This window comes from Rhodococcus maanshanensis NBRC 100610 (assembly GCF_001894865.1).
In the GTDB taxonomy this organism is placed as follows: Bacteria; Actinomycetota; Actinomycetes; order Mycobacteriales; family Mycobacteriaceae; genus Rhodococcus_G; species Rhodococcus_G maanshanensis.
This window is the reverse complement of the sequence record NZ_BCXA01000020.1, coordinates 12,184-27,058: the sequence shown is the minus strand read 5'-3', so window position 1 is coordinate 27,058 and position 14,875 is coordinate 12,184. Positions and strand designations below refer to the sequence as shown.

The 14,875-nt window shown below is 70.4% G+C and carries 12 protein-coding genes; 6 read left to right on the top strand and 6 right to left on the bottom strand.

Annotation, left to right across the window (positions count from 1 at the left end; genetic code table 11):
- Position 1: 1 nt before the first annotated feature.
- The 3 genes from RM1_RS10660 to msrB are packed head-to-tail and all read left to right on the top strand — an operon-like array spanning position 2 to position 3,351.
- Entirely contained in the window at positions 2 to 1,573 is a 1,572-nt protein-coding gene (locus RM1_RS10660; RefSeq protein WP_245816210.1) for an alpha/beta hydrolase, read from the top strand.
- Between the two features lie 59 nt (positions 1,574 to 1,632).
- Complete coding sequence (locus RM1_RS10655) at positions 1,633 to 2,895, top strand: glycosyltransferase family 87 protein (protein WP_245816208.1); 1,263 nt, start codon at positions 1,633 to 1,635, stop codon at positions 2,893 to 2,895.
- Positions 2,896 to 2,931: 36 nt separating this feature from the next.
- The gene (gene msrB, locus RM1_RS10650) at positions 2,932 to 3,351 is read left to right on the top strand and encodes a peptide-methionine (R)-S-oxide reductase MsrB (protein WP_072751275.1); all 420 of its coding nucleotides are present in this window, start codon (positions 2,932 to 2,934) and stop codon (positions 3,349 to 3,351) included.
- Here msrB and RM1_RS10645 read toward each other — a convergent pair.
- Positions 3,300 to 3,719: a hypothetical protein gene (locus RM1_RS10645; RefSeq protein ID WP_072751274.1), complete on the bottom strand. Its 420-nt coding sequence runs from the start codon at positions 3,717 to 3,719 to the stop codon at positions 3,300 to 3,302. The two genes, msrB and RM1_RS10645, sit on opposite strands and share 52 nt — an antisense overlap.
- A gap of 125 nt (positions 3,720 to 3,844) precedes the next feature.
- Here RM1_RS10645 and sigJ point away from each other — a divergent pair, with 125 nt between their 5' ends.
- Entirely contained in the window at positions 3,845 to 4,798 is a 954-nt protein-coding gene (gene sigJ, locus RM1_RS10640) for an RNA polymerase sigma factor SigJ (RefSeq protein WP_072751273.1), read from the top strand.
- 2 nt (positions 4,799 to 4,800) lie between these two features.
- On the opposite strand, the gene RM1_RS10635 is transcribed toward sigJ, so the two are convergent.
- Complete coding sequence (locus RM1_RS10635; protein ID WP_072751359.1) at positions 4,801 to 6,051, bottom strand: serine hydrolase domain-containing protein; 1,251 nt, start codon at positions 6,049 to 6,051, stop codon at positions 4,801 to 4,803.
- Between the two features lie 206 nt (positions 6,052 to 6,257).
- On the opposite strand from RM1_RS10635, the gene RM1_RS10630 reads away from it, so the two are divergent.
- Complete coding sequence (locus RM1_RS10630; RefSeq protein WP_072751358.1) at positions 6,258 to 6,806, top strand: DUF1707 SHOCT-like domain-containing protein; 549 nt, start codon at positions 6,258 to 6,260, stop codon at positions 6,804 to 6,806.
- Positions 6,807 to 6,810: 4 nt separating this feature from the next.
- Here the strand turns inward: RM1_RS10630 and RM1_RS10625 are convergent, their stop codons facing one another.
- Positions 6,811 to 9,117, bottom strand: coding sequence for a molybdopterin-dependent oxidoreductase (locus tag RM1_RS10625; protein WP_425528697.1), 2,307 nt, complete (start codon positions 9,115 to 9,117; stop codon positions 6,811 to 6,813).
- A 130-nt stretch (positions 9,118 to 9,247) separates the two neighbouring features.
- Here RM1_RS10625 and RM1_RS10620 point away from each other — a divergent pair, with 130 nt between their 5' ends.
- Positions 9,248 to 11,683 carry a hypothetical protein gene (locus RM1_RS10620; protein WP_092667822.1) on the top strand — a complete coding sequence of 812 codons (2,436 nt, stop codon included), beginning with the start codon at positions 9,248 to 9,250 and terminating at the stop codon, positions 11,681 to 11,683.
- A gap of 7 nt (positions 11,684 to 11,690) precedes the next feature.
- On the opposite strand, the gene hemQ is transcribed toward RM1_RS10620, so the two are convergent.
- From hemQ to hemE, 3 genes are read right to left on the bottom strand one after another with little or no spacing between them, the layout of a single operon-like run.
- Positions 11,691 to 12,386: a hydrogen peroxide-dependent heme synthase gene (hemQ, locus tag RM1_RS10615; RefSeq protein WP_072751270.1), complete on the bottom strand. Its 696-nt coding sequence runs from the start codon at positions 12,384 to 12,386 to the stop codon at positions 11,691 to 11,693.
- 4 nt (positions 12,387 to 12,390) lie between these two features.
- Complete coding sequence (locus RM1_RS26775) at positions 12,391 to 13,746, bottom strand: protoporphyrinogen oxidase (protein WP_072751269.1); 1,356 nt, start codon at positions 13,744 to 13,746, stop codon at positions 12,391 to 12,393.
- Complete coding sequence (gene hemE / locus RM1_RS26770) at positions 13,743 to 14,840, bottom strand: uroporphyrinogen decarboxylase (RefSeq protein WP_072751268.1); 1,098 nt, start codon at positions 14,838 to 14,840, stop codon at positions 13,743 to 13,745. Before hemE ends, RM1_RS26775 begins: the two co-directional genes overlap by 4 nt.
- Positions 14,841 to 14,875 lie beyond the last annotated feature (35 nt).

The window sequence follows — 14,875 nt, the reverse complement described above, 5'->3', positions numbered from 1 at the left end:
CGTGACATCCCCACTGCGCAGGACGTGGCCGCTCGCCGTGGTGCTCGCCCTCTGCTGCGCCTGCAGCGCCGGGCCGAGCGTGCGCCCCGACGTCGCCGTCGCGCAGCGACCGGGAGAGACGACGAGCCCGGCCGCCGACGCCGAGCAGGAGCCGCCCCCGGTCGAGGTGCCCCGCACGGACCTCGACTGGAGCGACTGCACCCGCACCACCCTCGACACGCTCGGCCTCGGACCAGGACCGGCCGGGCTGATCATCGAGTGCGCCCAACTCGCGGCGCCGATCGACCCGTCCTCCTCGATCCCAGGCACCTTCAGCCTCGGGGTGTCCCGGGCCAGGCTCCCGCAGACCCCGGCCGACGCGGGCCCGCTCGTGCTCACCTCCGGTGCGGACCGGGCCTCGACCGCAACCCTCGCGGCACTGGCCGCGGGCCCCATCACCGACCTGCTGGCGGCCCGCCCGGTGGTGGCAGTGGACCGTCGCGGCATCGGTACCTCGACCACCATCGAGTGCATCGACACCCCCGGCCTGCGCCGGGCCATGCTCGACCTCGGACAGTTCTCCCCTCCCGACCCCGACGGCGGCGACGCCGCGGACAAGGTGATGACACTCAGCCGCGACGCCACGGTCGGCTGCACCGACTTCCTGCAGCCGCAGGAGCTGGCCTTCGACGCCGCGCACGCCGCCGACGACCTCGAGCAGTTGCGGATGGCGTGGGGCGTGGACCGGTTGGGCCTGCTCACCACAGGAAACGGCGCGGCGGTCGGGCTCTCGTACGCGGCGCAGCATCCCGATCGGCTCTCCCGGCTCGTCCTCGACGCCCCCGGCTCGGTCCGCGCCGACGCCGTGACGGCCGCCGAGTCCCGCGTCGCGGGTCAGGAGGCGGCGCTGGCCGCCTTCGCCCGCCAGTGCGCCGCGCTCGCCTGCTCACTCGGCCCCGATCCCCGCTCGGCCGTTGCCGACCTGGTGCGCCGCGCCTCGGCGGGTGAGCTGGCCCCGGTCTCCTCCAACGGATTGCTGACGGCCCTCACCGGATTCCTCGGCGCCCCCCGTGGCGATCAGCAGGCGCGCGTCCGCGAGTTCTCCGACGTGCTGGCCGCGGCAGGCCGTGGCGACATCGGCCCGCTCGACTCCCTCATCGGGCACACCGCCGCCGCCACCGACTCGGACGGACAATTCATCGCGCGCTGCTCCGACGGGAATCAGTGGCCGACGCCCGGCCGTGCCCGCGAGCTGCGCACCGCATGGGCCGAGCAGTACCCGGTGTTCGGGCCCGACGCCGCGCTGTCGCTGCTGCTGTGCACGGCGTGGCCCACCACACCGCCTCCCGAGCTGCCCTCTCGACTCGACGCCACGGTGCTCACCCTCAGCGGGGCCGCCGACCCGATCGTCGGCAGCGCGGGGGCGGGGTCCGTCACCGGCGCGGTCGCCGCCGCGGGCGCCGCCAACGCGACCGTCGCCTGGCTCGGCAGCGGGCATCCGGTGTCGACGCATTCCGGCTGCGGACAGCTCGCGATCGCCGAGTACGCCCGCACCGGTGCGCTGCCCCCGGACGGCGGCGCCTGCCCGGGCTGAGGCGGCCGCGCGGAGTGTCAACCGAACGCCCGGGTGCCCGCTCGGTGTACCGTTCCACGGTGTTCCTTCGACATCTCGAACCACGCACCGGCCGGACGACCGCAGAGGTGGTCAAGTTCGCGCTGTGGCCGCTCGCCATCATGACGGTGCTGCATCGAGTGCTCGTCAAGGCGGTGAACGGGTTCAGGACGGACGACTTCGCACCGGTCTACCGGGCGGCACTGGCCTTCCTCAACCACAAGCCCGTGTACACCGCGAACTTCAACTGGGTGGACCCGCACTACCTGTACCCGCCCAGCGGAACCCTGCTGATCGCCCCGATCGCGCTCATCGACCCGGAGCGCTCGCGCTGGCTGTTCATCCTGGCCAACGCGGCGGCCGTCATCATCGCCGGCTACCTGATGCTGAAGATGTTCAACCTGGCGCTCGACTCCATCGCGGCGCCGATCCTGCTGTTCGCGATGTTCGCGTCCGAGACGGTCACCAACACCCTGGTCTTCACCAACATCAACGGCCTCGTCCTGCTGGGCGAGGTGGCGTTCATGTACCTGCTGCTGCGCAAGAAGGACGCGTGGTCGGGCGTCGCCCTCGGATTGACGTTCGCGGTCAAACCCGTCCTATGGCCACTCCTGCTGCTGCCGCTGGTGAGCAAGCAGTGGAAGGTCTTCGTGACCGCGGTCGGCATCCCGCTGATCCTCACCGCGATCGCCTGGCCGCTGTCGGCCGACCCGATGGACTTCGTGCGCCGCACCGCGCCGTACCTGATGGAGTCCCGCGACTACTTCAACAGCGCGATCGTCGGCAACGGCGCCTACTACGGACTGCCCGACCTGCTGATCCTGGCGCTGCGGGCCCTGTTCGGCGTGATGGTCCTGGTGTCGCTGTGGCTGCTGTACCGCTACTACCGCGACGATCAGCTCTTCTTCGTCACCACCGCCTCCGGCGTGCTGCTGACCGCGTCGTTCCTGCTGGGCTCGCTCGGCCAGATGTACTACTCGATGATGCTGTTCCCGCTGCTGATGAGCGTGGTGCTGCGGAACTCGGTGATGCGGAACTGGCCGGCCTGGCTGGCCGTCTACGGGTTCATGAGCTACGACAGCTGGCTGTCGGTACGGTTCCCGGCCGCGGGCCGAGCCGCCGAGTACATGAAGACCACCCTCGGCTGGAGCCTGCTCCTCATCGTGATCTTCGCGGTCCTGCTCGGCCGATATCTCGTCGCGAAGCGCGAGGACAGGCTGGACGGCGGCATCGACCCGGCATTCCTGCTCGAGGAGCGGCCGAAGGTGGCCGTCGGTGAGCCGACAAATGCGGCCGTCGGCTGAGCCGACAAATGTGGACCGCCTGAGTACCGTGGTGCCATGAGTTCCGCGGCAGATCCGGCACCCGTCCAGTTCACCGAGGCGCAGTGGCGCGAGCGCCTGAGCCCCGAGGAGTACGCGGTACTCCGCGAGGCGGGCACCGAGCGCCCGTTCGTCGGCGAGTACACCGACACGAAGACCGTCGGCGAGTACCACTGCCGGGCCTGCGACGCGCTGCTGTTCACCAGCACGGAGAAGTTCGAATCGCATTGCGGGTGGCCGTCGTTCTTCGATCCGGCCGACTCCGACGCGGTGATCCTGCGTGCGGACACCACCCTCGGCATGCGCCGGGTCGAGGTGCTGTGCGCGAACTGCCACAGCCACCTCGGCCACGTCTTCGAGGGCGAGGGCTACCCGACACCCACCGATCAGCGGTACTGCATCAACTCGATCTCGCTCCGCCTGGCGCCGAAGGACTGAGACCCGCTCTGGCCCAGCGCCAGCACGCTCAGGCCGAACATCAGGACGCCAAGGGGAACATGGAGCGTCGGCACATGCGCGATCCCCAGCACCACCTGCACCGAAGCGAGTACGAGGAAGCCCGACGCGTACAGGATCGGGCGGGGCGAGCCACCGCCCGGTCGCCACGCCAGGATCGCGGCGAGCACGTACAGCATCGACGCGCCGTACATCACGCGCGCTCCGACGCCGTGCAGTACCTCGCCGGGCGACGAGGACAGCAGCATTCCGGCGGTGACCGCCTGGAAGAAGATGGTCAAGGTCTGCAGGGCTGTCGCTAACCGCAGGAACGTGAGTCTGCCCCGTACTGCCGTCGTCTGTGTCGCCATGGTGCGGTCCCCTCTTCTGCCTCGCGGCGGTGGATCGGTAGTGTCTCGATACTCCGACGACACGGGCCCGCGAAATGTGAGGCGAGGCGAAGCGGACGAGAAGAATCAGGGAGCGGTCGCGACCATTGAGCACCCCATCCGAGGCAGGGCATGACCGGTCCGAACCGGGCCCGAGTGCGATCTTCGCCGAGCGGCGCCATCTGACCAATCTCGCCTACCGGCTACTGGGTTCGCTATCCGAAGCGGAGGACGCGGTGCAGGAGACCTACGCCCGCTGGTATGCGATGTCGCGGCAACGGCAGGAGGCTGTCGAGTCGCCCGGTGCCTGGCTGACGACCGTGGCCGGTCGCATCTGCCTGGACGTGCTCGGCTCGGCGCGGGTCCGGCGTGAGTGCTACGTCGGCGCATGGATACCGGAGCCGCTCCCCGACCGTACGGAGTGGTTCAGCGGGAGAACGGGCAGCGGCGGGGCGGAGCCGACCGACCCCGCCGACCGGGTCACCCTGGACGAGTCGGTGAACATGGCCTTCCTCGTCGTGCTGGAGTCGATGATGCCTGCCGAACGCGTGGCGTTCATCCTGCACGACGTCTTCCGGTACCCCTTCGCCGAGATCGCGGAGATCGCCGGCCGGACGCCCGCGGCCTGCAGGCAGCTGGCGTCCTCGGCCCGTCGGAGGATTCGCGCCGCGCAGGTTCCCGCGGTTCCGACAGCCGGACAGGCTGGTCTGGTGCGGCATTTCAAGGAGGCATGGGAAGCCAGGGACATCGAGGCCCTCGTCGACCTCCTCGACCCCGACGCCACCATGGTCGCCGACGGCGGCGGCCTGGTCGGCACGGTCCTTCGCCCGGTCGAGGGCGGCAAGCACATCGCCCGGTACCTGATCCACATCGCCGACAAGGCCCCTGGGCTGGCGCTCCTGGAGCGCACCGTCAACGGCAGGCCCGGCCTGGTTGCCCAGCACGCCGGCGTCACCATGACCGTGGCAGCGTTCGACCTCGCAGGCGGCCGCATCACTCGCATATGGGCGGTCCGCAACCCGGAGAAACTCCGTCCGTGGAATGAGAACGGACAGAGCTGATCTCACTTGGGGGCGAACATCTTCTCGATGATCGTCTTGGCGATGGTGCTGGCCGGGTCCTGACCGTTGGCACCGGGAGCGAGGTTGGCCCAGACGACCAGCGTCACACCGCTCTCGGCGTCGGAGCCCATGAACGAGTTGTAGCCGGGCAGCTCGCCGGTGTGGCCGTAGAGCGGACCCAGCTTGGCGATCGCCCAGCCGTAGCCGGGGCCGTCGGGCTTGCTCGGGTCGACCGGCTGCACGCTCGCGAGGCGGCGTGCCTGCATGTCGGCGTCGAGGGCCTTGCCGTCGGCCAGCGCATCCACCCACGTCGCGAGGTCATGGGCGGTGGAGATGCCCGACCCGGCGGACCACGCCCATGACGGGTTGCCGTCGGTGACGTCGTTCGGCGCGAGGGTGCCCGCGGTCGCCGCGGCCTGCATGTCCGGCGGGATCGCGGGGTCGGTCATGGTCATGACGTTGTCCCCGAACATGTAGCCGCGCGAGTACGGGGCGGGGATCGCATTCGAGGTCAGGGCGGGAAACTCGGTGTGCTCCAGGCCGACCGGGGTGAACAGCCTGTCCCGGAAGATGTCCTGGAGCGGCTTGCCGTCGAGCTGCTCGGCGATCAGACCCAGCAGGACGAAATTGGTGTTCGAGTAGTGGTAGCCCTGCCCTGGCGGGAAGTACGGCGGATGCGCGAAGGCCAACGCGAGCAGTTCTTCCGGGGTCCACACCTTCTGCGGATCCCGATCGAGCGCCTCGTTCAGCTCGAGCGTCTCGCTGTAGTTGAACAGCCCGCTGCGCATGTTCAGCAGCTGCTCGATCGTGATGCCATCACCGCCGGGGACCTCGGGGCGATACCGCGACACCGGGTCCTCGAGGGCGAGCTTGCCCTCCTGCACCAGCTGCAGGATCACCGTCCCCGTCCAGGTCTTGGTGTTCGAGCCGACCCGGACGTGGTCGTCGAGGGTCACCGGCGCACCGCCGCCGCGTTCGGTCGTGCCATAGGTGACGGTCTGCTCACCCTCCGGGGTGCGCAGCAGCACCACGGCGCCGGGCAGTAGGAACTCCTTGGCGGCCTCCTGCACGGTCGACTGCAGGGTCGCGTCGTCGATCGAGGGGGCTGGCGCGCCGACCGTTGTGGTTTCGGTGGCGGTGCCCGAGTCCGATCCGGTGTCCGACGAACAGGCACCGAGCAGCAGGGTCAGGGCAAATGCGGCGCCGGCCGCTCGGAGATGGCGTGGTCGACAGGTCACCGCACGACGGTCCATGCCTGACGACCGTACGCCGCCGCGGTGCCACACACCGGCGAATGCGGCGACGTGTCCTTGCCGCAGTCGCATTCCCGCGGCTCCGAGCGCAGGGCGGGAAGCTCATTAAGATCGTCGGTTGAGGTCAGACAATCACACACGGAGAGAGTCGTTACGTGACAGAGGAACCCGGCCGCGAGGATCTACTGCTCAGCGATGACGAGCGCATGCACGCCCTGAACGTCGTCAGCGAGCACTATGCCGCAGGACGGTTGGACACCACCGAGTTCTATGACCGCTCGGAGGTGATCGCCTCGGCACGCACGCTCGACGTGATGCGCGGCGCCTTCCGGGGGCTTCCCGGCGGAGTGCCGCTCGAGCAGGTCGACGGGCGCCTTCGGAAGATCCCGGTCGGCGAGGACAACCCGGCCGCCATCGCTTCCCGAACCACGTCCACCGGAGCCGACGCGGAGCTGTCGTCCCTCCGCCGACGCGGCGGATTGATCGATTCGCTCGACGGGGTGATCTTCGGCGTCACCCTCGTGACCTTCCTCGTCCTGCAGGTGGTCGTCGACTGGGACTACGCCTGGGTGGTCTGGCCGTCACTGCTCATCACTCTCAGCCTCCCTCGAATGATCCTCAGGTTCAGCGACGCCGACGAGGAGATCTACGGGGAGCTGAAGGACGCGGAAGCCAAGTCACGAAAGAAGCGTCTCCAGGAGGCCACCGAACGGATCCTCGAGCTGGAATCCAAGAACGACCCCGGCAAGATCTGACCGTTCATCGCGGCCGGACCGTGGGCGGGTCGTAGGCACGGATCGGCGGCAGCTCGCCGTCGAACCGCTCGACCTGCACGAGGACATGTTGGCCGGTGCACCCTCGCGACAGGCTCGACGTGCCGACGTCGGCGGTGAGGACGTTCGGATTGCCGTGCACGCACATCGAACTCGGGTCGGCGGGGTCCAACGGGTCGAACCAGGCGCCCGTCGCGAGCTGGACGACGCGCTCGCGCACGCCCTCGTCGAGCACCGCCCCCGCCAGGCAGGCGCCTCGGTCGTTGAACACCCGGACCACGTCCCCGTCCGCGATACCGCGGGCGGCCGCGTCGTCGGGGTGCAACCGGATCGGTTCGCGCCCCTGCACTTTCGATCCCTGGCTGGTTGCTCCGTGGTCGAGCTGGCTGTGCAGCCGGGTCTTCGGCTGATTCGCGATCAGATGCAGCGGGAAGGCCTCGGCCCGGCGCCCACCGAGCCATTCCTCCGGCTCGTACCACCTCGGATGGCCTGCGCAGTCGTCGTAGCCGAAGCCGTCGATGTCGGCGGAGAAGATCTCGATCTTGCCGCTCGGGGTCCGCAACGCATTCGCCTCGGGATCGGCGCGGAACTCCTCGAAGAGCGTCAACTCGTCCTCGGTGCGCATCCGAACGTGCCCGCGAAGCCAGAACTCGTCGAACTCCGGCGCCTCCCCTCCGTCCGCGAGGACGTACCCGCGCCACTGTCCGTACAGGTGCTCGATCCATTGCCCCGCGGTGCGGCCCTCGGTGAACCGCTCCCCGAACCCGAGCCGGCGCGCGAGCGCGGCGAAGGTGTCGTAGTCGTCGCGGGCGTCGGCGAATCGCGGTGTGGCCGCGTGCATCGCGACCATCAGCGGATCGTTGCGCGTGCAGGACAGGTCCTCGCGTTCGAGGGAGGTCGTGGACGGGACGACGATGTCGGCATGCTTGGCCATCTGCGTCCAGTACGGGTCGTGCACGACGATCGTGTCCGGCCGGGCCAACGCGCGGCGCAACCGGCCGAGGTCCTGGTGGTGATGGAAGGGGTTGCCCCCGGCCCAGTACACCAGCCGGATATCGGGAAAGGTGCGGCGCTGACCGTCGAAGTCGTACTCCTGCCCCGGGTTCAGGAGCAGGTCCGAGATCGCCGCCACCGGGATGGAGTCCGACACCGGGTTCTGCCCCTGGAACAGGGTCGGCAGCGGGTACGGCACCGGCGCCAGCCCCGGCTCGTTCATCGAGCCGTATCCGTGCCCGAAACCGCCGCCCGGCAAACCGATCTGGCCGAGCATCGCCGCCAGGGTGATGCCCGCCCACGGCGCCTGCTCACCGTGCCGCACCCGTTGCAGCGACCAGGTGACCGAGATCATGGTGCGGCCCTTCGCCATTCGGCGGGCCAGATCCGCGATGGTGTCCGCGGGCAGGCCCGACAGGGCGGCCGCCCACTCGGGAGTCTTCGCGACGCCGTCCGCCTTGCCCAGCAGGTACTGCTCGAACACCTCGTAGCCGGTGCAGTAGCGATCGAGGAAGGCCAGATCCGCGAGCCCCTCGTCGGCGAGCACATAGGCGCAGGCGAGCATGATCGCCACGTCGGTGCCCGGACGCGGCGCGAGCCACTCCGCCTCGCCGTGCAGGTCGTCGCGCAACGGGCTGAGGGACACGATCCGGCCGCCCCGCGCCCGCATCGCATCGAGTGCGCCGCGGGTCGGGTGGTGGCTGGTGCCGCCGTCGTTGACGGCGGTGTTCTTGAGCGGCACTCCCCCGAAGCACACCATCAGGTCGGTCTCGCGGGCGATGACCTCCCAGTTCGTGGAGCGGGCGAACATCTTCCAGTGCGTTCCGACCACGCGCGGCATGATCACGCCGGTCGCGCCGAGGGAGTAACTGTGCTCGGAGCGGGTGTAGCCGCCGAGCATCTTGAGGAATCGGTGGACCTGGCTCTGCGCGTGGTGGAAGCGGCCCGGCGAGGACCAACCGTAGGAGCCGCCGAAGATCGCGCGATTGCCGTGGGTGTCCACCACGCGACGCAGCTCACCGGCGAGCAGGTCGGCCAGTTCGTCCCAGGACACCGCGACGAACTCGTCGCTGCCGCGCCGATCCGATGGCCCTGGACCGTTCTCGAGCCAGCCGCGCCGGACCGCCGGACCGGCGATCCGCGAGCGGTGCCGCACCGAACCGACCGCGTTGGCCAGGATCGGAGAGGGGTCGCCGTCGCCGGGGTACGGGTGCACGGCGGTCACCTCGGCGCCGTCGGATTCCGCCTCGAACATGCCCCAATGCGCCATGTGCTGGCGGCGCGTGGTTCCCGAACTCATGGCGGCCAGTCTGCCACCAGGGCAAGCACCGCCCGGAACGCCCTCGGGCGCCCGGAATTGGGTGTATGCCTGATTCATGAGTCCCGGCGACGGACCGGCATCACATGTCCTGGAGCTTCGCATCCACGGCGTGAGCAACACTCCGCCGCACGCCATGCTCGACGTGCAGGCGGACCAGGTGCATCGGGTGATCGGCGACGAGCTCGCCGGCTTCTGGACGGTCGACGGTGCCGCCGCGGCCGCGCTCACGCCCGGGCAGCGCGGCCACATCCCGCCGGGGGTGCGGCGTGAGGCCTACTCGTGGGGCGCGCTGGCGCGCACGACACCGAGCGGCACACCGCCCATCGGGCAGACGGTGCTCGCCGCGGTCATCAGGGCGGCCTGGTGCCTGGTGCTGCCGTACGGGCTGACGAACCTGGCCTACTGGGCGCGGAATCTCTGCACGATCGAACCGCAGGTGCGCCGGACCGCGACCCTGGTCCGATTGTTCGGGCTCGGCCTCACCCTGCTGTTCGTCAGCACTGTGGTTTCGGTCTCGTCGGACCTGATCGCGCTGCAGTATCTGAACTTCGGAAACGGGACCCTGCCCGCACAGTTCCAGGCCGTGGCCGCGCTGTCCCCGCAACGGCGACTGGCGGTGTCCCTGCTCGTACCCGTGGCCGCACTGGCGGTGCTGTGGTTCGTCGCGTCGAGGTCGCGCACCCGCTACGACGTGGACAACTCGAAGCAGACCGAGGAATCCGCAGGCGTCACACCGATTCTGCGTCGACACGGATTCTGGAACAACAGCGGCCATGCCGCCGAGACGACAGCAATCCACCTCGCCGCGGGCGTGGCGGGCACGGTGGCCATGACCGCACTGTTCGCCCCTCCCCACGACAAGCCGTTCGGCTGGATCTTCTCGATGATCGCGATCGTCGCGGTGCTGGCGATGGTCGCGGGCGCGGTTCGGCTGGTCCTCACGAGCGAGCGCGGCGCGGACGTGCCCGCCCTGCGCACGGAGCAGACGATGCCCGTGGCGACGTGGGCGGTCGTCGCGGTCAGCGCGGCCACCTTCGTGTCGCAGTCCCTGCTGCTCGCCTTCGGCCCAGGAGCCACGGATCGTCCCGCCGAGGGGGTGGTGCCGCGGCTGGACGGCCTGATCGCGGTTCCCGGCGTCCTCGTCCTCATGTTGCTGGCGCTGGCGCTGGCCGGACTGTCGATTCGGCGGATGTCGCCGTGGTGGGCGGTCGTACTGGCGACGGCACTGGGCGCGGCGGCGGTGGCGTACCTGTGCGGGCAACGGGTTCCTGCGGTCATCGCGGGTGTGTCCGTCTACCTCGTGTTGCTCGCTCTCGCGCTGCCGCGGAGCGATTTTCAGGCCTGGTCGGGACGAGCGGTCGGTGTTTTCCTGCTGTTGGCGCTCGGCGGCGCCATGCTGCTGTCGAACCTCGTGGTGGTCGGTGTCGGCAACTGGCTCAACCGCTCGAAGGGGGCCGCCGAGCTGGTATCGGACGAGCCCGTCTACTGCCAGACCGCGATCCGTATCCCGGCGATCTTCGCCTGGTTCGGCGTCGGACTGGTCGCGTCCGCCGCCGCACTGGTGGTCGTGGTCGTGGTGGCGGGGTGCTGCGCAATTCGGTGGACGGCCTTCGTCCGGGCCCGCAGCCGAGATGCCTCGACATCCGAGGAGTCGATCGTGCTCGCGGAACCGGACACCGTCCCAGCCGAGCGGCTCGCCAACGCCGCCCACCGCGCCGAACCAGCGATCGGCGTCCTCGCCACGCTCGCCTTCCTCGCCCTGCTCCCCTGCGTGATCCTGCCGCTGCGGCCCCGACAGGACCCCGAGGCAACCACGCATCTGCACGTCGTCACCGCGTTGGGCACGCTGTCAGCCGCTGCGCTCGCGGCGGCGCTGGTTGGCGCTCTGGTCCTGCGACCGCACAGCGCCAGGCCGCTCGGCATGGTGTGGGATCTGCTGTGTATGGTCCCGCGCGCCGCTCACCCGTTCGGTCCGCCGAGCTACTCGGAGCGGGCGGTTCCGGAACTCGTCGCGCGGTGCGATGCCTGGCTCGGTGAGGACAGCCGGAACCGGGTGGTGCTCTCGGCCCACTCGTTGGGGTCCGTGCTGGCCGTCGCGGTGCTCCTCGACCCGCGGTCCGAGGAACTGGCCGCGCGCGGTGCGCTCCTCACCTACGGGTCCCAACTGCGTGCCTATTTCGGCCGCATCTTTCCGGAACTGTTCGGCCCCGATGCCATCGCGAACGCGCCGGCGTCAGGCGCGCGTCCGTTTGCGCCCGACGAGTTCCTGCGCGACGACTGCGGCCCTGCGCCACGGCCGCGCCCGGGAACAGTGACCGGCCTGCTCGGCGGTGCGGACGGGCGGCCACGGTGGATCAACCTGTGGCGCGAGACCGATCACCTGGGTTTCCCGGCGTACTCACGACTGACGAACCGGATCGACGTGCGGGCCGACGAGGTCGACAGGTCCGGGTACCTGCCGACCGTCGCCGGTCACAGCGGCTACGTCCGCACCCCGCAGTACCGGACCGCGCTCGAGGAGTTGCGGCGGTTGCTCGGGGCGTGAGCCCGCGTCAGGGCAGCGACGCGATGAGCTTCTCGACGTCCACCCGCGGGCCGGTGAAGAACGGGACCTCTTCGCGCACGTGCATCCGCGCCTCGGTGGCACGCAGGTCACGCATGAGGTCGACGATGCGATCGAGCTCGGGTGCCTCGAACGCCAGGATCCACTCGTAGTCACCGAGCGCGAAGGCGGGGATGGTGTTCGCGCGCACGTCCGGGTAACCGCGACCGGCCTTGCCGTGATCGGCGAGCATCTTGCGACGCTCGTCGTCCGGCAGCAGGTACCACTCGTAGGACCGCACGAACGGGTACACGCAGATGTAGGCGCCCGGCTCCTCACCCGCGACGAAGGCGGGCAGGTGGCTCTTGTTGAACTCCGCGGGACGGTGCAACGCGACGTTGCTCCACACCGGGTCGCTCGCGCGACCGAGGATCGTGGTGCGCCGGAAATCGGCGTAGAGCTTCTGCAGATCCTCCAGCCGCTCCGCGTGCGTCCAGATCAGGAAGTCCGCGTCGGCGCGCATCCCGGCGATGTCGTAGACGCCGCGGACGGTCGCGTCGGTGTCCTCGTAGGAACCGAAGAACGCCTTCGCGTCGTCGATCGCCTTGGTGCGGTCCTCTTCGAGGACTCCCGGCTGCACCTGGAACACCGAGAACATCGCGTAGCGGAGCGTGGAGTTGAGCTTGTCGTAATCGAGGCGTGCCATGGCTCTATCGTGCCATCTGCTCCGCGACCGTGGTCGCCGCCGTGGTCGCGGCCGCCATGCACGCCGGCACACCGACGCCGTGCAGCAGCGCCCCCGCGACGGCGAGCCCCGGCAGCGCGCCGATCGCGTCCTCGATGACCTGCACCCGCTCGAGGTGGCCGGGCCCGTACTGGGGCAGCCCACCGTGCCAACGCTGCACGACCGCGTCGACCGGATCGACCCGCAGGCCGGTGACCGTCTCGAGGTCCGCGCGGGCGGCCGCGACGAGTTCGGCGTCGGGGGCGTCGACGATGTCCGCGTCCCCGAACCGCCCGAACGAGGCCCGCACCAGGGCCCCGCCGCGCTCGGCCAGGTGCGGCCATTTGCGGCTGGACAGCGTGAAGGCCTTGGCGCGCACGGCTTCACCTGTGGCCACCAGGATGCCCGAGTTCTGCGGCAGCGGCGTCCCCTCGGCCAGTGCGAGCGCGACGACGACCGACGAGGCCAGCGGGATCTGGGCGGCGGCCGAACTCGCAACGGGCGCGACGCCGGACAGCAGCGCGGCCAGCGACGGTGCCGGCACGGCCAGGACAACGCCGTCGACCCGGCCGACCGGATCGATCCACCAGCCCCGCCCGTCGGGCGAGCGTGAGAGACCCGACGCGTCCGCACGCACCACGGTCGCCGCCGCCCGCTCCGTCAGCGCGTCGAGCAGCACGCCGTAGCCGTCGCGAAGTCCGCCGAACACCGGGCCGGGGCTCGGCTCGGGCAGGGCCTCGGCGACCGCAGCGGACAGGCTGGCCGCGCCGCGGTCCAGCGCCGCGGCCAGGGTCGGGAGTGCGGCGCGCACACCGATCGAATCCGACAGTCCCGAGTACACACCGCCGAGCAGCGGGTCCACCGAGCGGCGCACCACCTGCTCGCCGAAGCGGGATCCGACCAGCGTCGCGACATCGGTGTCCGAGCCGGGCCGCCACTCCAGCGGCACGCCCGGCTCCGCGTCGATCCGGGCCAGCGTCGCGTCGTCGACGAGGCCGGCGACCGAGGCCGAGTTCGCCGGGATGCCCATCAGCGTGCCCCCGGGCAGCGGGTGCAGCGCGCCCTCGGACCAGATCAGCGGACGCACCCCGGCTGGGGCGACGATCTGCTCGGACAGGCCGAGTTCGGCGAGCAGCGCGGGCACCTCGGGGCGTCGGGCGATGAAGGCCTCCGCGCCGACGTCGACGCCGTCGCCCGCCAGCTCCGTGGTGCGCAGCTTGCCGCCGAGGCGCCCGGACGGCTCGACCATCGTGATGACGGCGTCGGGCCCGAGCCCTTGCCGCAGTCGATACGCGGCGACCAGACCGGAGATGCCCCCACCGATGACGGCGACCGATGTCACAGCGAGTGCACCAGCTCCACCGCCGCGGTCAGCACGCCCGGATCGGTGTCGGGGAGCACCCCGTGTCCGAGGTTGAAGATGTGGCCGATCGCACCCGCAGCGACGGCCCGATCCGCCTCGCCCGCCACCCGGCGGACCTCGCGTTCGACGGCGTCCCAGCCGGCGAAGAGCACCGCCGGGTCGAGGTTGCCCTGCAGCGCCTTGCCTGGACCGACGCGGCGGGCGGCCTCGTCGAGCGGGATCCGCCAGTCGACGCCGACCACGTCGGCGCCCGCCTCGCCCATGGCGCCGAGCAGTTCGCCGGTGCCGACACCGAAGTGGATCCGCGGCACACCGGCCTCGGCCACCTCCGCGAACACCCGCTCCGAATGCGGCAGCACGAACTTGCGGTACTCGGCGAGCGAGAGCGCGCCCGCCCAGGAATCGAACAGCTGCACGGCGTCGACGCCTGCGTGCAGCTGCGCCTTGAGGAAGGTGATGGTGGTGTCCGCGAGCGACCCGAGCAGCGCGTGCCAGGTGTGCGGATCCGAGTGCATCAGCGCCTTGGTGCGTTCGTGGTTGCGGCTGGGGCCACCCTCGACCAGGTAGGAGGCCAGCGTGAACGGCGCCCCCGCGAAACCGATCAGTGGGGTGTCGCCCAGTTCCCTGGTGAGCAGCGAGATCGCCGCGGTCACCGCGCCGACCTCCTCGGTGCGCAGCCGCGGCAGCACCGCGACGTCGGCAGCCGAGCGGATGGGCGAGGCGACGACGGGTCCGGTGCCTGCCACGATGTCGAGGTCGATGCCCGCGGCCTTGAGCGGGACGACGATGTCGGAGAACAGGATCGCCGCGTCCACCCCGTGCCTGCGCACCGGTTGCATGGTGATCTCGCAGACCAGTTCGGGGTTGAAGCAGGATTCGAGCATCCCGATGCCGGCCCGGATCTCGCGGTACTCGGGCAGCGACCGGCCGGCCTGCCGCATGAACCACACCGGCCGGTGTGCCGGCGTGCGTCCGGTCGCGGCCGCCAGCAGCGGCGCCTGGGGCAGCAGCCGCCGGTACGGGTACTGCGCGCCGGTCGTCATGGCCGCATTCGTGTCTTCCAGGTCGCTCATATGTCCCAACGCTCGTCGCCAGCCAAGTTCCTTCC